Below are 25,394 nucleotides of genomic sequence, written 5' to 3' on the forward strand. Positions count from 1 at the left end.
ACCAGTTTCTATGCAGATACAACCAACATCGAATAACAATCCACAGAGGTTGAATCATGGCTGTTAATGACGATCGTGCAGGCAGTAAACCGTTGATCGAGAAACGTTCGATCGACTACATCCCGGAAGCGGAGAGACACGGTCGTCTGTTGAGCCAGTTCACCCTGTGGATGGGTGCCAACCTGCAAATCACCGCGATTGTCACCGGGGCCCTGGCCGTGGTGCTGGGCGGTGATGTGTTTTGGTCGTTGATTGGTCTGTTGATCGGTCAACTGCTCGGCGGTGGTGTAATGGCGCTGCATGCGGCGCAAGGGCCCAAGCTTGGCCTGCCGCAGATGATCTCCAGCCGGGTACAGTTCGGCGTGTATGGCGCAGCCATCCCGATCGTGCTGGTGTGCCTGATGTACTTGGGCTTCACCGCAACGGGCACCGTGCTTTCCGGCCAGGCGCTGGGCCAGTTGTTTGGCGTCAGCGACAGCATCGGGATCCTCATCTTCGCCAGTGTCATCGTGCTGGTCACGGTGCTCGGTTACCGGGTGATCCATTTCATCGGCCGTGTCGCCAGCGTCATTGGCGTGATTGCCTTCGTTTACCTGTTCAGTCGCCTGATGAGCCAGACTGACGTTGGCGCACTCCTGCAAATCCGCCATTTCAGCTGGAGCAGCTTTCTGCTCGCGGTATCGCTCGCGGCGTCCTGGCAGATCGCCTTCGGCCCCTACGTGGCTGACTACTCACGCTACCTGCCGAGCAAGATTTCCTCGGTGAAGACTTTTTTCGCCGCAGGCGCCGGTTCGGTCATTGGCGCACAGGTGGCGATGATCCTCGGTGTGTTTGCCGCCGCCATGGCCAACGGGCAATTCGCCGGCCACGAAGTGGCTTACATCGTTGGCTTGAGCGGCAGCGGTGCCACTGCTGCGCTGCTGTACTTCAGCATCGCGTTCGGCAAGGTCACCATCTCCACGCTGAACTCCTACGGCAGCTTCATGTGCATTGCGACCATCATCAGCGGTTTCCGTGGAGACCTGCGGGTAACGCGCTTGCAGCGTCTGGTCTTCGTGCTGGTCATCGTTGGCACTGCGACCCTGATCGCGTTGCTCGGTCAGCACTCGTTCCTCGGTGCGTTCAAGTCCTTCATTCTCTTTTTGCTGGCTTTTTTCACACCATGGAGCGCGATCAACCTGGTGGACTACTACTGCATCACTCGCGAGCGCTATGACGTGCCGGCGCTGGCCGATCCGAACGGTCGCTACGGCCGTTGGAACCCGCTCGGTATCAGCGTCTATGTCTTCGGTGTGCTGGTGCAACTGCCGTTCATCGCTACCAAGTTCTATACCGGTCCGCTGGTGGACGCTCTGGGTGGTGTGGATATTTCCTGGATCATCGGTCTGGTGCTTCCCGCAGGCCTGTATTACGTGTGCGCGAAAAAATGGCACAGCGCAGTACCCGATCACCTGATTCTGCCGGTCGAGCAGGACAGCGATGTACAACCTGAAACAAGCGGGGCCGGTCGCGCTGCTGCGCAGGCCTGATTGGACGTGGACAGGGCTGGATGCCTCTTGACTGCCGTAAGCCAACTCATGATTAGGAGCGTCAAACAATGAAATCGAACAAGACCCTGCTGACCACATTGCTTTCCATGGGCCTGCTGGCCAGTGCTGGCGCCACCCAGGCGGCTGGCTGGTGCGAATCGGGCAAACCGGTGAAATTCGCCGGCCTGAACTGGGAAAGCGGCATGCTGCTGACCGACGTGATGCAAATCGTCTTGGAGAAAGGCTACGACTGCAAGACTGACAGCCTGCCAGGCAACTCCATCACCATGGAAAACGCCCTGAGCAGCAACGACATTCAAGTGTTTGCCGAAGAGTGGGTCGGTCGTAGCGAAGTCTGGAACAAGGCCGAGAAGGCCGGCAAGGTTATCGGTGTCGGCGCTCCGGTCGTTGGCGCCATCGAAGGCTGGTACGTGCCGCGTTACGTGATCGAAGGCGATGCCAAGCGCAAGCTGGAGCCAAAAGCCCCGGACCTGAAAGCGATCGCCGATCTGGGCAAATACGCTGCCGTGTTCAAGGATCAGGAAGAGCCATCCAAGGGCCGTTTCTACAACTGCCCGGCCGGCTGGACCTGTGAGCTGGACAACAGCGAAATGCTCAAAAGCTATGGTCTGGAAAGCACCTACACCAACTTCCGCCCAGGCACCGGCCCGGCGCTGGATGCGGCGGTGCTGTCGAGCTACAAGCGTGGCGAGCCGATCCTGTTCTACTACTGGTCGCCAACCCCGCTGATGGGTCAGGTTGACCTGGTCAAACTCGAAGAAAAGCCAGGCGTGGACAAGAGCGTGACCATCAAGGTCGGCCTGTCCAAGACCTTCCACGAGCAAGCCCCGGAACTGGTGGCTGTGCTGGAAAAGGTCAACCTGCCGATCGACCTGCTGAATCAGAACCTCGGGCGCATGGCCAAAGAGCGGATCGAATCGCCAAAACTGGCCAAGATCTTCTTGAAGGAACATCCTGAAGTCTGGCACGCATGGGTGAGCGAAGACGCAGCCAAAAAGATCGACGCTGCACTTTGAAAACTACTGCGCTCGGCAATACTGCGTTGAAAGCAGACTCGAAATGCTCATTGACTAAAGTCAACTCCGCTTTCTCGCCTGCTTTCGCCTTGTCTTGCCTTCGCTCGCTACGTTTTCAAACAGCTTGTTTATAAGGGCAAGCTTTTCAGCACCGCAGCGGTGCTGAAAAGCCCTTGATTGAGAGTCTCTTATGTTTCCCGAAAGCTTTACCTTTTCCATCGCCGACTGGGTCAACAGTTGGGTCGATTCGCTGGTCACCAACTACGGCGATGTGTTTCGCAGCATCTCCGACACCCTGCTGTGGGCCATCGTCAATCTCGAAGGTCTGCTGCGTGCGGCGCCCTGGTGGCTGATGCTGGCGATTGTGGGGGGCGTTGCCTGGCACGCGACCCGCAAAGTCGTGACCACGTCGGTCATCGTCGGTCTGCTGTTCCTGGTGGGAGCAGTCGGCCTCTGGGACAAGCTGATGCAGACCCTGGCTCTGATGATGGTAGCGACGGTCATCTCGGTGCTGATCGGCATTCCGCTGGGTATTCTCTCGGCACGCAGCAATCGCCTGCGTTCGGTGCTGATGCCGCTGCTGGACATCATGCAGACCATGCCGAGTTTCGTGTACCTGATCCCGGTATTGATGCTGTTTGGCCTGGGCAAGGTCCCGGCGATTTTCGCCACAGTGATCTACGCCGCGCCGCCGCTGATCCGCCTGACCGATCTGGGTATTCGTCAGGTCGACGGTGAAGTGATGGAAGCGATCAACGCCTTCGGCGCCAATCGTTGGCAGCAACTGTTTGGCGTGCAACTGCCGCTGGCCCTGCCGAGCATCATGGCCGGGATCAACCAGACCACCATGATGGCCCTGTCGATGGTGGTAATCGCCTCGATGATCGGTGCCCGTGGCTTGGGTGAAGATGTGTTGGTGGGGATTCAGACCCTCAACGTCGGACGTGGCCTTGAAGCCGGTCTGGCGATCGTGATTCTGGCAGTGGTCATCGACCGCATTACTCAGGCGTATGGTCGGCCACGGCATGAGGTGAGCAAATGAGCAACGAAGCCATCAGCAAGATTGAAGTCAAGAACGTCTTCAAGATTTTCGGCAACCGTTCCAAAGACGCGCTGGAAATGATTCGCCAGAAAAAGACCAAGGACCAGGTCTTGGCCGAAACCGGTTGTGTGGTCGGCGTGAACGACCTGTCGCTGAGCATCGGCACCGGCGAGATCTTCGTGATCATGGGCCTGTCGGGTTCCGGCAAGTCGACCCTGGTGCGCCACTTCAATCGCCTGATCGACCCTACCAGCGGCGCGATCCTGGTGGACGGCGTGGACATCCTGCAATACGACATGGAAGCCCTGCGCGAATTTCGCCGGCACAAGATCAGCATGGTGTTCCAGAGCTTCGGCCTGCTGCCGCACAAGACCGTGCTGGATAACGTCGCCTACGGCTTGAAAGTGCGTGGCGAGAGCAAGCAGATGTGCGCCGAGCGCGCGCTGCACTGGATCAACACCGTGGGCCTGAAGGGCTACGAAAACAAATACCCGCATCAGCTGTCTGGCGGTATGCGCCAGCGTGTGGGCCTGGCGCGCGCCCTGGCGGCGGACACCGACATCATCTTGATGGACGAAGCCTTCAGCGCCCTCGACCCGCTGATCCGCGCCGAAATGCAGGATCAGTTGCTGGAACTGCAAAAGACCCTGCACAAGACCATCGTCTTCATCACCCACGACCTCGACGAGGCCGTGCGCATCGGCAACCGCATCGCGATCCTCAAGGATGGCCGGCTGATTCAGGTCGGCACACCACGAGAGATCCTGCATTCGCCGGCGGATGAGTATGTGGACCGGTTCGTACAGCGGCGGGCTGCGGTGGTTTGAAGTTGAAGGGTGGTGAGACTGCTTTTGTGGCGAGGGAGCTTGCTCCCGCTCGAGCGCGAAGCGGTCGCAAGATTTTTGGGGCTGCTTCGCAGCCCAGCGGGAGCAAGCTCCCTCGCCACAGGTGTCATACGTCCATGAATTTTGTATGAGGCTCCAGATGTCCCAGGCTGAAAAAATCGTTATCGGCGACGCCCCGTTGCGCTGGCAGGATGTGGTCGCAGTCGCTCGTCACGGCGCGCAGCTCGAGCTGTCGCCCCAGATCTGGGCGCGGATCGAGAACGCCCAGGCGATCGTCCAGCGCATCGTCGCCAGCGGCGAGCGTGCCTACGGCGTCAACACCGGCCTGGGTGCCTTGTGCAACGTCTCGCTCAAAGGCGAACAACTCAGCCAACTGTCGCGCAACACCTTGCTCAGTCACGCCTGTGGCGTCGGCGCGCCATTGGCCGACGAACAGACCCGCGCAATCATCTGCGCCGCTATTCGCAACTATAGCCATGGCAAATCCGGCATTCATCGCCGGGTGGTCGAAGCCCTGTTGGCACTGCTCAATCGCGGCATCACCCCGCAAGTACCGTCCCAAGGTTCGGTGGGCTACCTGACCCACATGGCCCACATCGGAATCACGCTGCTGGGTGTCGGCAATGTCAGCTATCGCGGGCAGATCGTTTCCGCGCAGCAGGCCTTGAGCGAGGAAGGTCTGCAGCCGGTTCAGCTCGGCGCCAAAGATGGTTTGTGCCTGGTCAACGGCACGCCATGCATGACCGGTCTCAGCTGTCTGGCAATTGCCGATGCGACGCGTCTGGTGCAGTGGGCCGATGTGATCGGTGCCATGAGCTTCGAAGCCCAGCGCGGTCAGATCGCCGCGTTCGATGCCGAGATCATCGCACTCAAGCCTCACCCGGGCATGCAACAAGTTGGCATCAACTTGCGGGCATTGCTTGATGGCAGTGAAGTGATTGCCAGCAGCAAAGGCATTCGCACTCAAGATGCGTTGAGCATCCGCTCGATCCCGCAAGTCCACGGCGCCGCTCGCGATCAACTTGAACACGCGAAACAGCAGATCGAAACCGAACTCAACTCTGTCACCGACAACCCGATGCTGCTGGGCACGCCGGACAACTTCCGGGTGGTGTCCCAAGCCAACCCGCACGGTCAGTCAGTGGCATTGGCGGCGGATTTGCTGGCGATCGCCATGGCCGAAATCGGCTCCATCGCCGAGCGTCGGCTGGACCGCTTGATCAACCCGCACGTCAGCGGTCTGCCGGCGTTTCTGGTGGCCAATCCCGGGGTGAATTCCGGGATGATGATCGTCCAGTACGTTGCCGCGTCCCTGTGTGCGGAAAATCGCCAGTTGGCGCAACCGGCGGTGCTCGACAACTACGTCACCTCGGGCTTGCAGGAAGACCACTTGAGCATGGGCACCAACGCGGCGCTGAAGCTGCATCGCGCGTTGGAAAACTGCACGCAGATCCTCGCCATTGAATATTTGCTGGCGTCCCAGGCTTTTGAGTTCCTCAAAGAGCAACGCTTTGGCGCTGGCACCGATACGGCGTGGCGTCTGCTGCGTGAGCGGGTTCCGGCCTACGACCAGGACCGCTGGCTGGCACCGGACATCGCCGCTGCTGCCAGCGTATTGAAAGACCCGATTTTGCTGCACAAGGCTTTACCGAACCTGAACTGATTTCCACCACACCAGCGTGCCAAGGCGCGGCTCCCCAGAAGGCGAGACGCGACGGACAACGGACATCTCCGGAGCGTCTGGTGAGTCCTCTTCATTTATGAAGAATAAAACTCTCAAAAGGAGCATGAAATGACTGCGTTAAATCTTATTCCCGGCCAACTGAGCCTTGCCCAACTGCGTGATGTTTATCAGCACCCGGTCAAAGTCACCCTCGACAACAGTGCCTCGGCCCAGATCGAAGCCAGCGTTGCCTGCGTGGAACAGATCCTCGCCGAGAACCGCACCGCTTATGGCATCAACACCGGTTTCGGCCTGCTGGCTTCGACCCGTATCGCCAGCGAAGACCTGGAAAACCTCCAGCGTTCGCTGGTGCTGTCCCACGCCGCCGGTGTCGGCGAGCCGATCAGCGACGCACTGGTTCGCTTGGTCATGGTGCTCAAGGTCAACAGCCTGAGCCGTGGCTTCTCGGGTATCCGTCGCGTGGTAATCGATGCACTGATCGCCCTGATCAATGCCGAGGTTTACCCGCACATTCCATTGAAAGGTTCGGTGGGTGCGTCCGGTGACTTGGCGCCCTTGGCGCACATGTCGCTGGTGCTGCTGGGCGAAGGCAAGGCGCGCTACAAAGGCGAGTGGATGGAAGCCACCGAAGCGCTGAAAGTCGCCGGTCTGACCCCGTTGACCCTGGCTGCCAAAGAAGGTCTGGCGCTGCTCAACGGTACTCAGGTGTCCACCGCTTACGCGTTGCGTGGTCTGTTCGAAGGTGAAGACCTGTTCGCTGGCGCCCTGGCTATTGGTGGCATGACGGTTGAAGCGGTATTGGGCTCGCGCTCGCCGTTCGACGCCCGCATCCACGCCGCTCGTGGCCAGAAAGGCCAGATCGATGCCGCTGCCGCTTACCGCGATCTGCTGGGCGAGCGCAGCGAAGTGTCCGACTCGCACCAGAACTGCGAAAAGGTCCAGGACCCGTACTCCCTGCGCTGCCAGCCGCAAGTCATGGGCGCCTGCCTGACCCAGTTCCGTCAGGCTGCCGAAGTGTTGGCCATCGAAGCCAACGCCGTTTCCGACAACCCGCTGGTGTTCGCCGCTGAAGGCGATGTGATCTCCGGTGGTAACTTCCACGCCGAACCGGTGGCCATGGCCGCCGACAACATGGCCCTGGCCATCGCCGAAATCGGCTCCCTGAGCGAGCGCCGCATCTCGCTGATGATGGACAAGCACATGTCGCAACTGCCGCCATTCCTGGTGGCCAATGGCGGCGTGAACTCCGGCTTCATGATCGCCCAGGTGACTGCGGCGGCATTGGCCAGCGAGAACAAGGCGCTGTCTCATCCGCACTCGGTGGACAGTCTGCCAACGTCGGCCAACCAGGAAGACCATGTGTCGATGGCTCCGGCGGCGGGCAAGCGTCTGTGGGAAATGGCCGAGAACACTCGCGGTGTTCTGGCGGTTGAATGGCTGGCGGCGGTTCAGGGCCTGGACCTGCGCAATGGCCTGAAGACCTCGCCGAAACTGGAACAGGTGCGGGCGATCCTGCGCAAAGAAGTGCCGTTCTATGAGAAGGATCGCTTCTTTGCTCCAGACATTAACGCGGCGAGCGAGTTGTTGGCCACGCGTTGCCTGAACGAGCTGGTCGTGGCGAAGTTGCTGCCTAGCCTGTAATGGTTCCAATGTAGGAGCTGCCGCAGGCTGCGATCTTCTGATCTTGCTTTTTAAAAGATCGCAGCCTCGTTGCACTCGACAGCTCCTACAGGAGGTGATTCGGTTTGGCGTCGAATAAAAATAATTAGGGACGAGCAATGCAACAGCAAACAAAAGGACTCAAACGCGGGCTCTCTGCCCGACATATTCGCTTCATGGCGCTGGGGTCGGCGATCGGCACCGGGCTGTTCTACGGTTCTGCTTCGGCCATTCAAATGGCCGGGCCGGCGGTACTGCTCGCTTACCTGATCGGTGGCGCGGCGGTGTTCATGGTCATGCGCGCCCTCGGCGAGATGGCGGTGCACAACCCGGTGGCCGGCTCATTCGGCCAGTACGCCAGCACCTATCTTGGGCCGATGGCGGGCTTCATCCTCGGTTGGACCTACGCGTTTGAAATGGTCATCGTCGGCATGGCCGACGTCACCGCGTTCGGTATCTACATGGGCTTCTGGTTTCCGGAAGTCGATCGCTGGATCTGGGTCCTGGGCATCGTTTCGGTGGTCGGCGGCTTGAACCTGTGTAACGTCAAAGTCTTTGGCGAAATGGAGTTCTGGTTGTCGCTGCTCAAGGTCGCGGCCATCGTCGCGATGATCCTCGGTGGCTTCGGCATCATGCTGTTCGGCATCAGCACGGCCCCTGGTGCCCAGGCGACTGACATCAGCAATCTCTGGAGCCATGGCGGCTTCATGCCCAACGGCGTGGGTGGCCTGATCGCTTCGTTTGCCGTGGTGATGTTTGCGTTTGGCGGCATTGAAATCATCGGCGTAACGGCTGGTGAGGCCAAAGACCCACAGCGCGTGCTGCCTAGGGCGATCAATGCCGTACCGTTGCGTATTTTGTTGTTCTACGTGCTGACGATGCTGGTGCTGATGTCGATCTTTCCGTGGCAGCAGATCGGCAGCCAAGGCAGCCCATTCGTGCAGATTTTCGACAACCTGGGTATCAGCTCGGCGGCGACCATCCTCAATATCGTGGTGATCTCGGCGGCGGTATCGGCCATCAACAGTGACATCTTCGGCGCGGGTCGCATGATGTATGGCCTGGCTCAGCAAGGGCACGCCCCCAAAGGCTTTGCCCGCTTGTCGCGCAATGGTGTGCCGTGGCTGACAGTGGTGGTGATGAGCGTCGCGTTGCTGTTGGGCGTGCTGCTGAATTACCTGATTCCGGAAAACGTCTTTCTGTTAATCGCCTCCGTCGCGACCTTTGCCACGGTGTGGGTCTGGCTGATGATTCTGTTCACCCAGGTGGCGATGCGTCGTTCCATGAGCGCCGAGCAGGTCGCACAACTGAAGTTCCCGGTGCCGTTCTGGCCCTATGCGCCAATGGCGGCGATTGCCTTCATGCTGTTCATTTTCGGCGTGCTGGGCTATTTCCCGGACACCCAGGCAGCGCTGATCGTCGGCGTGGTCTGGATCGTGTTGCTGGTGCTGGCCTACCTGACCTGGGTGAAACCGGCGGCAGGCCAGGCAGCATTGGTGGCACGGGACCCTGATTTTTCTCATCGATAACCTAACGGAGGCCAGGATGAAAACTCTCTGGCAACACTGCCACGTCGCAACCATGGCGCAAGGCGTCTACTCGATCATCGAGGATGCGGCCATCGTGACGTCAGGAGCGCACATTGAGTGGATTGGTCCGCGCGGCGAACTGCCGTCGGGCGAGTACCCGGCAGTCAATGATCTTAACGGGGCCTGGGTGACGCCGGGCCTGATCGACTGCCACACTCACACGGTGTTCGGTGGCAACCGCAGCGGTGAATTCGAGCAGCGTCTGCAAGGCGTCAGCTATGCGGAAATTGCAGCGGCCGGCGGCGGTATCGCCAGCACCGTGCGCGCCACCCGAGCTGCCAGCGAAGACGAGTTGTTCGCCAGCGCCGCCAAGCGTCTGAAAAGCCTGATGCGCGATGGCGTCACCAGCATTGAAATCAAGTCCGGTTATGGCCTGGACCTGGCTAACGAACGCAAGATGCTTCGGGTCGTTCGTCGTCTCGGCGCCGAGCTGCCAGTCAGCGTGCGCAGCACCTGCCTGGCCGCCCACGCCTTGCCGCCGGAATACACAGACCGCGCCGATGCTTACATCGATCACATCTGCACTGAAATGCTCCCGGCCCTGGCTGCCGAAGGGCTAGTGGATGCAGTGGACGCTTTCTGTGAATACCTGGGGTTTTCGCCGGAACAGGTCGAACGGGTTTTCGTCGCCGCGCAGAACCTCGGTTTGCCGGTGAAGCTGCATGCCGAGCAATTGTCGTCGCTGCACGGTTCGAGCCTGGCGGCGCGTTACCACGCATTATCCGCCGATCATCTGGAATTCATGACCGAAGACGACGCCATCGCCATGGCCAAGTCCGGCACGGTCGCGGTGTTGCTGCCCGGCGCGTTCTACTTCCTGCGGGAAACCCAATTGCCGCCGATGGAAGCCCTGCGCAAACACGGCGTAAAAATGGCCATCGCCAGCGATCTCAATCCTGGCACTTCGCCGGCGCTGTCGTTGCGCTTGATGTTGAACATGGCCTGCACCTGTTTGCGCATGACCCCGGAAGAGGCCCTGGCTGGCGCAACGATTCATGCCGCCGCCGCGCTGGGCATGGCCGAGACTCACGGTTCGCTGGAAGCCGGCAAAGTCGCAGACTTCGTCGCCTGGCAGATTGATCGACCAGCCGACCTGTCGTACTGGCTGGGCGGCGACCTGGAAAAACGCGTCGTCCATCACGGCGTCGAAACAAGCGTTTAGGAGAGCAGTTGTGGATAAGGTTCTGAACTTCAAACAAGGTCGCGTACCGCTGCTGATCAGCATGCCCCACGCCGGCCTGCGCCTGACCCCGGCGGTCGAAGCCGGGTTGATTCCTGACGCGAAAAGCCTGCCGGACACCGACTGGCACATCCCCAGGCTTTACGAATTCGCCGCCGAGCTGGGCGCCAGCACGCTCGCCGCCGAGTACTCGCGATTTGTCATCGATCTGAACCGACCGTCCGATGACAAGCCCTTATATGTCGGCGCCACCACTGGTTTGTACCCCGCGACGTTGTTCGACGGTATTCCATTGTTCCGTGAGGGCATGGAGCCATCGGCTGCAGAGCGGGCGACTTATCTGGAGCACATCTGGACGCCATACCATCGCACCTTGCAGGAAGAGCTGGCGCGACTGAAAGCCGAATTCGGCTACGCGCTGCTGTTCGATGCACACTCGATCCGCTCGATCATCCCGCACCTGTTCGACGGCAAACTGCCGGACTTCAACCTCGGCACCTTCAACGGCGCCAGTTGCGATCCACAATTGGCCAGCCAACTGGAAGCCATCTGCGCACGGCACGGCGATTACAGCCATGTGCTGAACGGTCGCTTCAAGGGCGGGCACATCACCCGGCATTACGGCAACCCGGCCGAGAACACCCATGCCGTGCAACTGGAATTAGGCCAGTGCACATACATGGAAGAGTTCGAGCCATTCCGTTATCGCCCGGATTTGGCGGCGCCGACGCAAGTGGTGCTCAGGGAATTGCTGCAAGGGTTGCTGGCGTGGGGGCAGGAACACTACAAAGCATAAGGATCAAAAGATCGCAGCCTGCGGCAGCTCCTACATCGGGTTTTCGGTGCGCGCATAACCTGCATTGGAATACGGTCCTGTAGGAGCTGCCGAAGGCTGCGATCTTTTCGAGCTGTCGCCACTGTGCAAATCTCGGTCGCCACAGTTCGCTTTTAGCCTCTCGACGCTGCGTAATGTTCTGGGCACGGTGCATGAAGACACCGGCCCGACAATAATCCGCTGCCGCCGAGAACCTCCCCGATGAAACGACTATTCACCCGCTGTCTCTCAATCCTCTGCGGCACGGCTTTTCTGAGCACCAGCGTTCTGGCCAGTGACGAGCCATCCTGCAAAACCGTACGCATGGGCGTGGTCAACTGGACCGACGTGATCGCCACCAGCGGCATGGCTGACGTATTGCTCAGCGGCCTTGGCTACGAAAGCAAGCAAACCAGCGCCGTGCAGCAAATCATCTTCGCCGGCATCCGCGACAAACGCCTCGATATCTTCCTCGGTTACTGGAAACCGGCGATGGACAAAAACATCGCGCCGTTTGTGGCTGCCAATCAAGTGAAGGTCATGGACAAACCGAGCCTCTCGGATGCCCAGGCGACCCTTGCCGTGCCTGACTATGTCGCGGCTGCCGGCGTGAAAACCTTCGCCGACATCGCCAGATTCAAGGATCAGCTCGGCGGCAAGATCTACGGCATCGAGCCGGGCAGCGGCGCCAACACCACGATCAAAACCATGATCGAGACCAATCACTTTGGCTTGAAGGACTTCAAACTGATCGAGTCCGGTGAGGCCGGGATGCTCGCCGCCGTACAACGGGCGGTCAATCGCAAGGAGTTCGTGGTGTTCGTCGGCTGGACCCCACATCCGATGAACATCAACATGAACGTCACCTACCTGACCGGCAGCGAAGACGTCTACGGGCCGAACGAGGGCGCGGCGACCGTTTCCACCGTGACTGCGCCGGACTATGCCGAGCGCTGCCCGAACGTGAACCGCTTGCTGGGAAACCTGACTTTTACCGCCGCTCAGGAAAGTCAGTTGATGGTGCCGATCATGGAGCGCAAGACGCCGCAGGATGTCGCCAGGCAATGGCTGCGAGATCATCCTGAAGATCTTCAGCGCTGGCTGGCAGGTGTCAGCAGTTTTGATGGCAAGGAGGGTGTGGCAACCGTTCAGGCCAGTTTGAAAAACTGACCACCATTACTTCGGAAAGTATGCTGTCTGTGGCGAGGGAGCTTGCTCCCGCTCGGCGGCGCAGCCGTCGTAAACCCGGCTGATCGGGTGTATCTGATACAACCCGGTTGAATGGTTTGGGGGCTGCTTCGCAACCCAGCGGGAGCAAGCTCCCTCGCCACAGAACTGGGCTCCAATCCCAAACCTGACTGGTTGCAGGCTCATGGCTCCTTATCCTCTCTCTGAACAGATGTCGGCTTTCGTCGAGAAAACCCTCAGCTTCAACAGCGCCGACAGCAGCCCCGCCGATTTGCGTCAGGCCTACAACGACATGTGTCGGGCGTTTACTCCGCCTTGTCCCGCAGGGCTTGAGGTGGTCGATTTCGAGTTGGCAGGCGTAGCTCTACGCTCCTGGCAACCATCGGTCCCGCCATCGACCAACGGTTGGCCGTGCATTGTGTATCTGCACGGCGGTGGTTGGGTGGTGGGGGATCTGGACTCCCACGCCTTCATCTGTGCCGAACTGGCGTCGGTGCTCGGCGTGCTGGTGATCGCCGTCGATTATCGGTTGGCGCCGGAGCATCCGTTTCCAGCGGCGTTCGATGACTGCCTGGGTGTCTGGCGCGCGCTGCGTACAGGACCGTTTCGGCTCGACCCTGCACGCACCCTGGTGGTGGGCGACAGCGCTGGCGGCAACCTTGCCGCCGCGTTGTGCCTCGCTTTACGCGATGCCGACGAGCCTATGCCGTGCGTGCAAGTTCTGATCTATCCGGGACTGGGCGGCGATCACCGATTGCCGTCGCGCAGCGAATGCACTGATGCGCCATTGCTCAGCAGCAGCGACCTGGATTGTTATCACGCGTTGTATTTGGGCGGTAGCCGACAACCGGGTGCCTATGCGATGCCCTTGCTCGCCGACGATTTCAGCGGTCTGCCACCGGCGTTGATCGCCGTAGCGCAGTTCGACCCGCTGCGCGATGACGGCGTACTTTACGCCGAGCGACTCAACGCAGCAGGCGTGGGCGCAACGCTTTATCACGGGGAAGGGCTGGTTCACGGCTGTTTGCGGGCGCGGGGGCAGGTCGCCGAGGTCGACCGCCTCTATGAAACCCTACTCGGCTATTTGGCTGAGACGACGGCTGACAAACTCTGACGCTGCAAGGGGCATGCTCATTGACGTAATTCGGGTTTATGATGCCGGACGGCAGAATAATAGAAGTCCCCCCAGGGATGACCTCGACCCCTTACGGAGCGCGCAATGCAGACTTTGTACCCGCAGATCAAACCCCACGCCCGGCACGATCTGGCCGTCGATAAAACCCACACGCTGTATGTCGACGAAAGCGGTTCGCCGGAAGGTTTGCCGGTGGTGTTCATCCACGGCGGCCCCGGCGCCGGGTGTGATGCCCAGAGCCGCCGGTATTTTGATCCGAACCTGTATCGCATTGTCACTTTCGACCAGCGTGGTTGCGGTCGCTCCACCCCCCACGCCAGCCTGGAAAACAACACCACCTGGGATCTGGTCGCCGACCTGGAGCGGATTCGCAAGCACCTTGGCATCGACAAATGGGTGCTGTTCGGCGGCTCCTGGGGTTCGACCCTGGCCCTGGCCTACGCACAAACCCACCCGGAACGCGTGCACGGTTTGATTCTGCGCGGGATTTTTCTCTGCCGTCCCCAGGAAATCGAGTGGTTCTACCAGTGTGGCGCCAGTCGCCTGTTTCCCGATTACTGGCAGGACTACATCGCGCCGATCCCGCAGGATGAGCGCCACGACTTGCTCTCGGCGTTCCACAAACGCCTGGTCGGCAACGATCAGATCGCCCAGATGCACGCGGCCAAAGCCTGGTCCATGTGGGAAGGCCGCACCGCGACCCTGCGGCCGAATCCGCTGGTGGTCGACCGCTTCTCCGAGCCTCAGCGTGCGTTGTCCATCGCCCGTATCGAGTGCCACTACTTCACCAACAATGCTTTCCTCGAGCCGAACCAGTTGATTCGTGACATGGACAAGATTGCCCACCTGCCTGGCGTCATCGTCCATGGTCGTTACGACGTGATCTGTCCGCTGGACAACGCCTGGGAACTGCATCAGGCCTGGCCGAACAGCGAATTGCAGGTGATTCGCGACGCCGGCCATGCGGCGTCCGAAACAGGTATTACTGATGCCTTGGTACGCGCCGCCGATCTGATGGCCCGTCGTATGCTCGACTTGTCGCCTGACGAAGCATGAAGGGCCTGCTACAACGCGTGCGTGGCGCGCGAGTCGAGGTTGCGGGAGAGGTGGTTGGCGCGATAGATCAGGGGTTGCTGGTGCTGGTGGCGGTCGAGCCCGACGATACGCGGGCCAGCGCCGACAAACTTCTGCATAAACTGCTTAACTATCGAGTATTCAGCGACGCCGAGGGCAAGATGAATCTGTCCCTGGCGGACGTAGGCGGCGGGTTGCTGCTGGTCTCGCAGTTCACCCTGGCCGCTGACACCAAAAACGGGTTGCGCCCAAGTTTTTCGACTGCGGCTCCTCCAGGTTTGGGTGAGGAGCTGTTCGACTATCTAACAGGTAAAGCGAAACAGATGCATGGCACTGTGGCATCAGGTAGATTCGGCGCGGATATGCAGGTGCATCTGGTCAATGATGGCCCGGTAACCTTCCTGTTACAGACGTGAAAGCGCTTGAAACATCTTTTTAAGTGCATTTCGACTGAAAAACGAGGCTTTTCCCGATAAATACTTGGTTCCACCTGATGCGTTGTAACGCGGCCTGCTAGATAATCGCGCGCTACGGGGATCAGCGTTCGTTGGTCCGTTTTGACTTAGGTAGAGACTTGTCCGAGACCTGTTGGGGAATCATTTTGCCCCATAGGAGTCGGAACAATGCTCGCCAACTTGGCAAGAGTCGTTCGCAGGGTCGGTTTTTTTCCACCGCACACCGTGCTGGCACTTTAACTGGCCGTTGGTTTTTTGATCTGTTTTCGGCGAGGGTTGCTCGTGATTGTTAGTCCCTGTAATGCACCAAAATTGTCTGCCAAACGGTTTCGAAGCGCTCTGGTAGCAGGCTCTGCACTGCTCTGCCTGTTCAGCGCCGGCCAACTTTGGGCATTCAATCTGGATGACGTATCGGTCAAGGCAAAAGAGCTGGCCGGGCAAAAGTACGAAGCCCCGCGCAGTAACCTGCCGAATGAATTTCGCGAGATGAAATTCGCGGACTATCAAAAAATCCGGTTCCTCACGGAAAAAGCCGAATGGGCGAACCAGAAAACCCCCTTCAAGCTGTCGTTCTATCACCAGGGCATGCACTTCGATACACCGGTGAAAATCAACGAAATCACGGCCAACACCGTCGAAGAGATCAAATACGACCCAAGTCGTTTCGATTTCGGCGACGTGAAGTTCGATCCTAAAGCCACCGAACAGCTGGGCTATGCCGGTTTCCGTGTGCTGTACCCGATCAACAAGGCCGACAAGCAAGACGAAATCATGACCATGCTTGGCGCGAGCTACTTCCGCGTCATCGGCAAGGGGCAGACCTACGGGCTCTCCGCTCGCGGCATGGCCATCGATACCGCGTTGCCGTCCGGCGAAGAGTTCCCGCGCTTCACCGAGTTCTGGATTCAACAGCCGAAGCCAGGCGACAAGCATCTGGTGATCTTCGCCCTGCTGGATTCACCGCGTGCCACCGGTGCCTATCGCCTGACCCTGCGTCCAGGCAGCGACACGGTCGTCGACGTCAAAGCCAAGATGTTCCTGCGTGACAAAGTCACCAAGCTCGGCGTTGCGCCGTTGACCAGCATGTTCCTGTTCGGCGCCAACCAGCCGTCGAAAGTGCTGAACTACCGTCGCGAGCTGCACGATTCCAGCGGCCTGTCGATCCATGCCGGCAACGGCGAATGGATCTGGCGCCCACTGAACAATCCGAAACACCTGGCGGTGAGCAACTTCTCGATCGAGAACCCGCGCGGTTTCGGCTTGCTGCAACGTGGCCGTGACTTCAGTCACTACGAAGACCTCGATGACCGCTACGACAAGCGCCCAAGTGCCTGGATCGAACCGAAAGGCGATTGGGGCAAAGGCTCCGTCGATCTGGTAGAGATTCCTACGGCCGACGAAACCAACGACAATATCGTCGCTTTCTGGAGCCCGGAAAAACTGCCAGAGCCTGGCCAGTCCCTGGACGTTGCCTACCGCATGCACTGGACCATCGACGAAGCCTCCCTGCATTCGCCGGACAGCGCCTGGGTTCAACAGACCCTGCGTTCCACGGGTGACGTCAAGCAGTCGAACCTGATTCGTCAGCCGGACGGCAGCGTGGCCTATCTGGTGGATTTCCAAGGCCCGTCCCTGCAAGTCCTGCCGGAAGATGCTGAAGTGCGCAGCCAGGTGAGCGTTGGCGACAACGCAGAACTGGTCGAGAACAGCGTCCGTTACAACCCTGAAACCAAGGGCTGGCGCCTGACTTTGCGGATGAAGATCAAGGATCCGGGCAAGGCCACCGAAATGCGCGCTGCGCTGGTCAAGAACATCACGCCTGCCGAGGCGCTCAAGACCGCTGCGCCAGCGTCCAGTTCTTCCGTTGCCAAGGCCGACAAGATTGCCGCCCGCCAGCAAGAGAAGAAGGACAAGGAAACCAGGCAGGCTGAATCACAAGCCCTGCAAGTCAAGGATACCAAGGACAAGGACAACAAAGACGCCAAGCAGCCTGTCGCTGCCCAAGCGGCCCCAGCCACAACGGAATCGGCACCGACTGAACAAGTCCTGACCGAGACCTGGAGCTATCAGTTGCCCGCCGATGAGTAATTCACACGTACAGCCACAAACGCTTGCCGAGTACCTGGCGCATTTGCCGATGAGCGACGAGCAGCGCGCGGAACTCGCGGGCTGCAAGTCTTTCAGTGAACTGCACGAACGTCTGTCGTCCTCGACGTTCGACGCACCAACCGAGGCTGCTCAAGCCTCGGTTGGCCGGCGCCTGACCCTGAACTCCGCCGAAGAACTGGCGGACGCGGAAATGCTGGTGCTCGACGCCAGTGGTCGGGTTTGCCTGAAGGCAACCCCACCGATCCGTCGGACCAAAGTCGTGCCCGAGCCGTGGCGCACCAACATTCTGGTGCGTGGCTGGCGTCGGCTGACCGGTCGCACCAATCCGCCGGCCCCGCCGAAGGATGAGAACGTGCTGCCGGCGGCTCGCTGGCGCACCGTCGGTTCGATCCGACGCTACATTCTTCTGGTGCTGATGCTCGGTCAGACGATCGTCGCCGGCTGGTACATGAAAGGCATCATGCCGTACCAGGGCTGGTCGTTCGTCGATCTTGAAGAAGTCCTGCATCAACCTCTGACCCAAACCGCCACGCAAGTGCTGCCCTATGCCTTGCAAACCAGCATTCTGATTATGTTCGGGATTCTGTTCTGCTGGGTCTCGGCCGGTTTCTGGACTGCGCTGATGGGCTTCCTCGAGCTGATCACCGGTCGTGACAAGTATCGCATTTCCGGCGCCAGCGCCGGCAACGAGCCGATCGCCAAGGACGCACGCACTGCACTGGTGATGCCGATCTGCAACGAAGACGTGCCGCGGGTGTTCGCCGGTTTGCGGGCGACCTTCGAATCGGTTGCGGCCTCGGGTAACCTGGATCGCTTCGACTTTTTCGTACTCAGCGACAGTAACGACGCCGATATCTGCGTTGCCGAGCAGCAGGCCTGGCTGGACGTTTGCCGTGAAGGCAAAGGCTTCGGCAAGATCTTCTATCGTCGCCGCCGTCGCCGCGTAAAACGTAAAAGCGGCAACCTCGACGACTTCTGCCGTCGTTGGGGTGGTGACTACAAGTACATGGTCGTGCTCGACGCCGACAGCGTGATGAGCGGCGAATGCCTGAGCAGTCTGGTGCGCCTGATGGAAGCCACGCCGGACGCCGGGATCATCCAGACCGCGCCGCGTGCGTCGGGCATGGACACCCTTTATGCGCGTATGCAGCAGTTCGCCACGCGTGTGTATGGTCCATTGTTCACCGCCGGTCTGCACTTCTGGCAGTTGGGCGAATCCCACTATTGGGGTCACAACGCGATCATCCGCATGAAGCCGTTCATCGAGCACTGCGCCCTGGCGCCGTTGCCCGGTAAAGGCGCGTTTGCCGGCGCGATTCTGTCCCATGACTTCGTCGAAGCTGCGCTGATGCGCCGTGCCGGCTGGGGCGTATGGATTGCCTACGACTTGCCGGGCAGCTACGAAGAACTGCCACCGAACCTGCTGGACGAACTCAAGCGTGACCGTCGCTGGTGCCACGGCAACCTGATGAACTTCCGGCTGTTCCTGGTCAAGGGCATGCACCCGGTGCACCGTGCGGTGTTCCTGACCGGCGTGATGTCGTATCTGTCTGCGCCGTTGTGGTTCTTGTTCCTGGTGTTGTCGACGGCCTTGCTGGCGGTCAACACCTTGATGGAGCCGCAGTACTTCCTGGAACCGCGTCAGCTCTATCCACTGTGGCCACAATGGCAGCCGGACAAGGCAATTGCGCTGTTCTCGACGACTATCGTGCTGCTGTTCCTGCCGAAGTTGCTGAGCATCATCCTGATCTGGACCAAGGGCGCGAAAGAGTTCGGTGGCAAGTTCAAGGTGACGCTGTCGATGCTGCTGGAGATGCTGTTCTCCATGCTGCTGGCGCCGGTGCGGATGATTTTCCACACCCGTTTCGTCCTCGCCGCGTTCCTCGGCTGGGCCGCGACCTGGAACTCGCCGCAACGTGACGATGATTCGACGCCATGGAGCGAAGCGGTAAAACGCCACGGCCCGCAAACCTTGCTGGGCTTCTTCTGGGCACTGTTGGTGATCTGGCTGAACCCGAGCTTCCTGTGGTGGCTGGTGCCGATCGTCGGTTCGCTGATGTTGTCGATCCCGGTATCGGTGATTTCCAGTCGCGTCGGCCTGGGTCTGAAGTCCCGTGACGAAAGCCTGTTCCTGATCCCTGAGGAATACAATCCGCCACAGGCGTTGCTGGCAACCGACCAGTACACCCACGAAAACCGTTGGCATGCGCTGAACGACGGCTTCGTCCGGTCGGTGGTCGATCCTCAGCAGAACGCTTTGGCGTGTGCGCTGGCGACATCCCGCCACCGTCAGGCCGAGCCAATCGAATGGCTGCGTATCGAGCGGGTTCGCCATGCGATGAAGGTTGGGCCTGCCGGGCTGACCAACGACGAGCGCGTGGCCCTGCTGAGTGATCCGGTGGCATTGGGTCGCTTGCATGAGCAAGTCTGGAACGAAGGCCACACCGAGTGGCTGCAAGCTTGGCGCACATCGGTGGATGCCGATCCCCATGCGCCGCTGTTGCCGCTCAAGCCTGTGAGCGTTCAGCCTCAGTTGGCATAACGAAAAGCCCCCGCTTCTGAAAGGAAGCGGGGCGCTTCTAAAAGATCGCAGCCTTCGGCAGCTCCACAGGGTTATGTGTACACCTGTAGGAACTGCCGAAGGCTGCGATCTTTTCGTTTTACGCGTTGTTAAACCTTGAACCGCCCCACCAGCATCTGCAAATGCGTCCCCAGCCGCGCCAGCTCGACGCTGGAGGCCGCGGTCTCTTCACTGGCTGCCGAGGTCTGCTCGGACACATCACGCACGTTCAGCACGCTGCGGTTGATCTCTTCAGCCACGGCGCTCTGTTGCTCGGCAGCGGCGGCGATCTGCTGGTTCATTGACTGGATCGCCGATACGGTGCGGGTGATGCTTTCCAGCGAGCCACCGGCGCGGCGGGTCAGTTCGACGCTGCTGTCGGTCAGGCTGCGGCTGTTGTCCATGATGGTCGCGACCTGCTGAGTGCCGGTTTGCAGACCGACGATCAGCTCTTCGATTTCTTCGGTAGACTTCTGGGTGCGCTGGGCCAGGCTGCGGACCTCGTCGGCGACCACCGCAAAACCGCGTCCCGCTTCACCGGCGCGGGCGGCTTCGATGGCGGCATTGAGCGCCAGCAGGTTGGTTTGCTGGGCCACGGACTTGATCACATCGAGCACACTGCCGATCTTGTCGCTTTCGCGTTTCAGATCGCCCATGGCGGCGGTGGAGTTGCCGACTTCGACGGCCAGGCGCTCGATCTGGGCGATGGCTTCGCCCACCACCTTGTCACCCTCGCGGGCCTGCTGGTCGGCGGCGACGGCAGCTTCGGACGCTTCCTCGGCGTTGCGCGCGACTTCCTGCACAGTGGCGGTCATTTCGTGCATGGCGGTGGCCACTTGATCGGTCTCGACTTTCTGGCTGTTGACCCCGGCGCTGGTCTGCTCGGTGACGGCGGACAGCTCTTCAGCGGCGCTGGCGATTTGGGTCACGCCATCGCTGATGCCACCGATCAGTTCTCGCAGACCCAGGGTCATGCTCTGCATGGCGCGCTGTAGCTGACCCAGTTCGTCCTGACGTTCTGAAATGAGATTGTGAGTCAGGTCGCCCGCGGCGACACGCTCGGCCACTTTGAGGGTCTGGCTCAGGGGAATGACGATCTGGCGAGTGATGGCCCAAGCCGCGAACAAACCAAAGGCTGACGCCAGGACGGTGGCCAACAGCAGCAGGTTTTTTGCATGTGCCGCATCGGTGTCACGTACGACAGTTTGCGAGACAGTGAGCTTTTTGCTGACGTCGAACAGAATGTCGCCTTGCGCGCTCATGCGTTTGAGGGCGGCAGCGCTGGCGACCTGGGAGTCGCGGAATTGGCTGACCGCCGCGCGATAGGCTTTGAGCGAGTCGGTCGCTTGTTGCAGGTTGGCGATGTGTTGTTCCGGCAGTTGAGACGGCAGGCTTTCGAGGTTTTTCAGAGCATTGCCGATGGCGTCCAGCGCTGGCTGCTCGGCTTCGGGCTTGCCGCTGTAGGTGTAGCCGCGTACCTGGAAACGTGCTTGCTGGATCAGTTTGCTCAGGTCGATCACGCTGTTGAACTGGGCGACACTGTCGCCTTGCAGCAGGGATTTTTCGACTTCAGCGACCCGGGCCACAGCGTTATCGGCAGTGGCGCCCAATTTGCTGCGAGCATCTTCGCGGGTGGCGGTGGCCTGAGTCATATCAGCGAAGGCGCGTTTGTACTCGCTGACTGCGGCCAATTGCTGGTCGATCATGGCCACGTCGGCAGGCTGTTCGATCAGCGTACGGGCGGTTTTCAGGCCGGTATCGAGTTGACCGATCAGCTCGTTGACGGCGCCCGGGCCTTGTTCGCCACGGCGCATGTCGTAATCCAGGCGGGCGAGACGCAGGTCTTTGGTCAGCTCATTGAGGCTGGAAATGAACCCTAGCGTATCGCCACGGCTGATCACACCGCTCAGGCCGGTCCAGCCGGTAAAGGTGATCAACAAGGTCAGAAGCAGCACCAGACCGAAGCCGACACCCAGTTTGCGATTGACGCTTACGTTTCCCAGTTTCTCGGCCAGCCATCGGTACATGCTGCTACTCCCTCGGACCATTAATTGGTTTTATGGGAGCTGTATCGGCCGGCAGACGGCATTCTGTAGGCGTCAAGGCACGATCCCGTAGGAGCTGCCGAAGGCTGCGATATTTTGATCTTGATTCTGAAAATCAAAAGATCGCAGCCTTCGGCAGCTCCTACATGGGGAGGTGTGATCCGGAAGGGTTAAAACAAACGAGAAAGCAGCGCCGTAACGGCGGTTTCGACCCGCAGGATGCGCTCGCCGAGTTGCACCGGTTGCAGGCCGGCCTTGCCCAGCAAGTCGATTTCGTAGGGAATCCAGCCGCCTTCGGGGCCGATAGCCAGGGTCACTGGCTCGTCCAGGCCGCGAGGGCAGGGTGGGTAGTCACCGGGATGACCGACCAGGCCGAGGGTGCCTTCGGTAATGGCCGGCAGACGGTCTTCGACAAAAGGCTTGAAGCGCTTCTCGATGACGACCTCTGGCAGCACGCTGTCCCGGGCCTGTTCAAGACCCAGGATCAATTGCTCGCGAATCGCCTCGGGTTCCAGGAACGGGGTTTGCCAGAAGCTCTTCTCGACGCGATAGCTGTTCACCAGCACGATGCGCGGCACGCCCATGGCGGCCACGGTCTGAAACACCCGACGGAGCATTTTCGGTCGCGGCAGCGCCAGCACCAAAGTCAGTGGCAGCTTGGCCGGTGGCGGCTGGTCGAGGGTGATGCGCAACTCGGCTTCATCGGCGTCCAGGCGCAGCAACTCGGCCGAGCCCATCAAGCCGCCGATACGCCCGACCCGCAGGCTGTCGCCAACCGCCGAGCGGTGGACTTCCTGCATGTGGGTCAACCGGCGATCGCGCAGGATCGCCCGGTCGGCCGCAATGAAGTCGGCCTCTTCGAGGAGCAGCAAATTCACGCTTGAGTCGCTGGCGGCTGGTCGTTGTGATCGTCAGCCGGCTGATCGTCCGGGTGCTCGCCACGCTTGCTGATCAGGCTGCCGAACAGGATGCCGATCTCGAACAGCAACCACATCGGTACAGCCAGCAGCGTCTGCGAGAAGATGTCCGGCGGCGTCAGGATCATGCCGACCACGAAGCAGCCAATGATCACGTACGGGCGGATTTTCTTCAGGTAGGCGACATTGACCACGCCGATCCACACCAGCAGCACCACCGCCACCGGAATCTCGAACGCCACGCCGAAGGCGAAGAACAGCGTCATGACGAAATCGAGGTAGCTGGTGATGTCTGTCATCATTTCCACGCCGGCCGGAGTGGCGGCGGCGAAGAACTTGAAGATCAGCGGGAACACCAGGAAATAGGCGAAGGCCATGCCGGTGTAGAACAGCAGAATGCTGGAGACCAGCAACGGCACCGCGATGCGCTTCTCATGCTTGTACAGGCCCGGTGCGATAAAGCCCCAGATCTGGTGCAGGATCACCGGGATCGCCAGGAACAGCGAGACCATCATCGTCAGCTTCAGCGGCGTCAGGAACGGCGACGACACGTCGGTGGCGATCATCGTCGCGCCGGCCGGCAGGTACTGGCGCAGCGGTGTGGAGACGAAGGTGTAGATCTGCTGGGTGAAGGCGAACAGCCCGGCAAAAATGATGAACACCGCCACGACACAACGCAGCAGGCGAGTGCGCAACTCGGTGAGGTGCGAAACCAGCGGCATGTGCTGGTCGTTTTCGGGGAGATTAGGGCCTGTCATCGGTCATTTCCTGTGTCGCGCCGAGCCTGTATTTGCGCAGGGCAAGGCGCGAGGAGCGTGGTTTGGCGTTTCAAATAAGCGACGAGTAACGCAGCCCTGCGCAAATACAGGCCGGCCCTCCGGGTTGTGCCTGAAAGCGGGCCAGGCTGCGTTGTAGTCCTTGGGAAGGGAGCAACCATTCCCTGCGGCCTACGCCTTGCCTGGCCCGCTTTCAGGCGACAACGCGACACAGGAAATGACCGATGACAGGCCCTTATCATGGGGCTCGCGGCGGCAATGTTGGGTCGTGAGGGGCTGGCGCAACAGGCGTAGCCGCAGGAGAAACAGGTTCTACTGGAGTAGCAGGTTCGGCGGCTGCAACCGTCGGCATAACCTCAGCCGCCGGCGCATGAATCGTCTGCGTCGCTACAGGTTCCACTGGCGTCGGCTCCTGTTGAGTCGGCGTGAAGATCTTCCGCGCCTCCTGCTCCAGAGACAGAATGTGCTCGTTGTGCAGTTGCCGGCGGATCTCGTCGGCACCGATTTCACGTTCAACTTCCTGTTTGATCGCGTTGAAGCTGCGCTTCAGCCGCCCGACCCACAGGCCGGCGGTGCGCGCAGCACCCGGCAGACGCTCGGGGCCCAGCACCAGCAGGGCGATGAGGCCGACGAGCAGCAGTTCAGAGAAGCTGATACCAAACATTAGTCAGTGCTCACGAGTCTTTGCGGATCGGCTCTTCGACTTTTTGCGCCTGCACGTCGATGGTGTGCGGCGGGTTCACGGACTGTGTGGTCTGTGGCTGAACAGGTGGAACCGGTTGGGCCGGGGTCGCTGTCGGGTCGGCCGGTTTCTCGTCGTCGTTCATGGCTTTACGAAAGCCCTTGATCGACTCGCCCACGTCAGTGCCGAGGTTTTTCAGTTTCTTGGTGCCGAACACCAGCACCACGACAACCAGGATGACGATCCAGTGTTTCCAGTCAAAAATGCCCATGTTGCGTTCCTCTCTAATAGTTGTTCAGGCGGACGGGCGAGAGGCTTTCTCGGCGTGTCCGGACAGACCAAAGCGACGGTCCAGTTCATCGAGCACAGCCTGTGGATGCTGCCCCAGTTGGGCGAGCATGACCATGCTGTGGAACCACAAATCGGCGGTCTCGTAGATCACATCGCTGCAGTCACCGCTGATGGCGGCATCCTTGGCGGCAATGATGGTTTCGACCGACTCTTCGCCGACTTTTTCCAGAATCTTGTTCAAACCCTTGTGGTACAGGCTGGCGACATACGAGCTGTCGGCGGCGGCGCCTTTGCGCTCTTCCAGTACTTGAGCCAGACGGGTCAAAGTGTCACTCATGTTTGTGTCCTGCGCAGTAGATAGCGTGCGGGTCTTTCAGCACCGGGTCGACGGTTTTCCAGTCGCCGTTTTCGAAGACGCGATAGAAGCAGCTCTGACGGCCTGTATGGCAGGCGATGTCGCCGATCTGCTCAACCATCAGGATGATCACGTCAGCGTCACAGTCCAGGCGCATCTCATGCAGGGTTTGCACGTGGCCGGACTCTTCGCCCTTGCGCCACAGCTTGCCACGGGAACGTGACCAGTAAATGGCACGGTTCTCGGCAGCGGTCAATTCCAGTGCTTCGCGGTTCATCCAGGCCATCATCAGGACGCGTCCGGTCTTGTGATCCTGGGCAATCGCCGGCACCAGGCCATCGGCGTCCCACTTGATCTCGTCCAGCCAGTTTTTCATCTTCGACTCCGACGCGGGCTCTACTTCAATAGTTGAGGCCAATGTTCAAATT

22 protein-coding genes are annotated in these 25,394 nt (G+C 60.1%); 15 read left to right on the forward strand and 7 right to left on the reverse strand.

Annotation, left to right across the window (positions count from 1 at the left end; genetic code table 11):
- Window positions 1-56: 56 nt before the first annotated feature.
- The 15 genes from ACZ89R_RS20115 (at window position 57) to mdoH (ending at window position 19,882) form a co-directional block, all read left to right on the forward strand.
- Window positions 57-1,529: a purine-cytosine permease family protein gene (locus tag ACZ89R_RS20115; protein ID WP_429544805.1), complete on the forward strand. Its 1,473-nt coding sequence runs from the start codon at window positions 57-59 to the stop codon at window positions 1,527-1,529.
- 68 nt (window positions 1,530-1,597) lie between these two features.
- The gene (locus tag ACZ89R_RS20120; RefSeq protein WP_123500000.1) at window positions 1,598-2,566 is read left to right on the forward strand and encodes an ABC transporter substrate-binding protein; all 969 of its coding nucleotides are present in this window, start codon (window positions 1,598-1,600) and stop codon (window positions 2,564-2,566) included.
- A 190-nt stretch (window positions 2,567-2,756) separates the two neighbouring features.
- Window positions 2,757-3,608 (forward strand): ABC transporter permease, encoded by an 852-nt coding sequence (locus ACZ89R_RS20125; RefSeq protein ID WP_429544804.1) that lies wholly within the window; start codon window positions 2,757-2,759, stop codon window positions 3,606-3,608.
- A complete protein-coding gene (locus ACZ89R_RS20130; protein WP_007907824.1) occupies window positions 3,605-4,435 on the forward strand; it encodes a quaternary amine ABC transporter ATP-binding protein in 831 nt (276 codons plus the stop codon). Before ACZ89R_RS20125 ends, ACZ89R_RS20130 begins: the two co-directional genes overlap by 4 nt.
- A gap of 157 nt (window positions 4,436-4,592) precedes the next feature.
- The gene (hutH, locus tag ACZ89R_RS20135) at window positions 4,593-6,116 is read left to right on the forward strand and encodes a histidine ammonia-lyase (protein ID WP_429544803.1); all 1,524 of its coding nucleotides are present in this window, start codon (window positions 4,593-4,595) and stop codon (window positions 6,114-6,116) included.
- A gap of 129 nt (window positions 6,117-6,245) precedes the next feature.
- Window positions 6,246-7,778: a histidine ammonia-lyase gene (hutH, locus tag ACZ89R_RS20140; protein ID WP_429544802.1), complete on the forward strand. Its 1,533-nt coding sequence runs from the start codon at window positions 6,246-6,248 to the stop codon at window positions 7,776-7,778.
- Window positions 7,779-7,915: 137 nt separating this feature from the next.
- A complete protein-coding gene (locus tag ACZ89R_RS20145) occupies window positions 7,916-9,325 on the forward strand; it encodes an amino acid permease (RefSeq protein ID WP_429544801.1) in 1,410 nt (469 codons plus the stop codon).
- Between the two features lie 16 nt (window positions 9,326-9,341).
- Window positions 9,342-10,547: an imidazolonepropionase gene (hutI, locus tag ACZ89R_RS20150; RefSeq protein WP_429544800.1), complete on the forward strand. Its 1,206-nt coding sequence runs from the start codon at window positions 9,342-9,344 to the stop codon at window positions 10,545-10,547.
- Window positions 10,548-10,557: 10 nt separating this feature from the next.
- Window positions 10,558-11,361 (forward strand): N-formylglutamate deformylase, encoded by an 804-nt coding sequence (gene hutG, locus ACZ89R_RS20155; protein WP_429544799.1) that lies wholly within the window; start codon window positions 10,558-10,560, stop codon window positions 11,359-11,361.
- Between the two features lie 240 nt (window positions 11,362-11,601).
- Window positions 11,602-12,549 (forward strand): choline ABC transporter substrate-binding protein, encoded by a 948-nt coding sequence (locus ACZ89R_RS20160; RefSeq protein WP_429544798.1) that lies wholly within the window; start codon window positions 11,602-11,604, stop codon window positions 12,547-12,549.
- A gap of 202 nt (window positions 12,550-12,751) precedes the next feature.
- Window positions 12,752-13,681, forward strand: a complete 930-nt coding sequence (locus ACZ89R_RS20165; RefSeq protein WP_429544797.1) for an alpha/beta hydrolase — start codon at window positions 12,752-12,754, stop codon at window positions 13,679-13,681.
- A gap of 105 nt (window positions 13,682-13,786) precedes the next feature.
- On the forward strand, window positions 13,787-14,758 hold the full coding sequence (gene pip, locus ACZ89R_RS20170) for a prolyl aminopeptidase (RefSeq protein WP_192346716.1): 972 nt from the start codon (window positions 13,787-13,789) through the stop codon (window positions 14,756-14,758).
- On the forward strand, window positions 14,755-15,192 hold the full coding sequence (dtd, locus tag ACZ89R_RS20175) for a D-aminoacyl-tRNA deacylase (RefSeq protein WP_008068825.1): 438 nt from the start codon (window positions 14,755-14,757) through the stop codon (window positions 15,190-15,192). The genes pip and dtd overlap by 4 nt, the downstream gene beginning before the upstream one ends.
- Window positions 15,193-15,513: 321 nt before the next feature.
- The gene (locus ACZ89R_RS20180) at window positions 15,514-17,319 is read left to right on the forward strand and encodes a glucan biosynthesis protein G (RefSeq protein ID WP_429544796.1); all 1,806 of its coding nucleotides are present in this window, start codon (window positions 15,514-15,516) and stop codon (window positions 17,317-17,319) included.
- The gene (mdoH, locus tag ACZ89R_RS20185; RefSeq protein ID WP_429544795.1) at window positions 17,312-19,882 is read left to right on the forward strand and encodes a glucans biosynthesis glucosyltransferase MdoH; all 2,571 of its coding nucleotides are present in this window, start codon (window positions 17,312-17,314) and stop codon (window positions 19,880-19,882) included. Before ACZ89R_RS20180 ends, mdoH begins: the two co-directional genes overlap by 8 nt.
- 128 nt (window positions 19,883-20,010) lie before the next feature.
- On the opposite strand, the gene ACZ89R_RS20190 is transcribed toward mdoH, so the two are convergent.
- The 7 genes from ACZ89R_RS20190 to hisI form a co-directional block, all read right to left on the reverse strand.
- A complete protein-coding gene (locus ACZ89R_RS20190) occupies window positions 20,011-21,927 on the reverse strand; it encodes a methyl-accepting chemotaxis protein (RefSeq protein WP_429544794.1) in 1,917 nt (638 codons plus the stop codon).
- Between the two features lie 188 nt (window positions 21,928-22,115).
- Complete coding sequence (locus ACZ89R_RS20195) at window positions 22,116-22,823, reverse strand: 16S rRNA (uracil(1498)-N(3))-methyltransferase (RefSeq protein WP_429544793.1); 708 nt, start codon at window positions 22,821-22,823, stop codon at window positions 22,116-22,118.
- On the reverse strand, window positions 22,820-23,620 hold the full coding sequence (gene tatC, locus ACZ89R_RS20200) for a twin-arginine translocase subunit TatC (protein ID WP_429542137.1): 801 nt from the start codon (window positions 23,618-23,620) through the stop codon (window positions 22,820-22,822). The genes ACZ89R_RS20195 and tatC overlap by 4 nt, the downstream gene beginning before the upstream one ends.
- A gap of 256 nt (window positions 23,621-23,876) precedes the next feature.
- On the reverse strand, window positions 23,877-24,302 hold the full coding sequence (gene tatB / locus ACZ89R_RS20205) for a Sec-independent protein translocase protein TatB (RefSeq protein ID WP_429544792.1): 426 nt from the start codon (window positions 24,300-24,302) through the stop codon (window positions 23,877-23,879).
- Window positions 24,303-24,312: 10 nt separating this feature from the next.
- Entirely contained in the window at window positions 24,313-24,591 is a 279-nt protein-coding gene (locus ACZ89R_RS20210; RefSeq protein WP_123358799.1) for a twin-arginine translocase TatA/TatE family subunit, read from the reverse strand.
- A 24-nt stretch (window positions 24,592-24,615) separates the two neighbouring features.
- Entirely contained in the window at window positions 24,616-24,948 is a 333-nt protein-coding gene (locus ACZ89R_RS20215) for a phosphoribosyl-ATP diphosphatase (RefSeq protein WP_007899279.1), read from the reverse strand.
- Window positions 24,941-25,342 carry a phosphoribosyl-AMP cyclohydrolase gene (gene hisI / locus ACZ89R_RS20220; RefSeq protein WP_123470722.1) on the reverse strand — a complete coding sequence of 134 codons (402 nt, stop codon included), beginning with the start codon at window positions 25,340-25,342 and terminating at the stop codon, window positions 24,941-24,943. The genes ACZ89R_RS20215 and hisI overlap by 8 nt, the downstream gene beginning before the upstream one ends.
- Window positions 25,343-25,394 lie beyond the last annotated feature (52 nt).

It is taken from the genome of Pseudomonas sp. TE3728 (genome assembly GCF_056279145.1).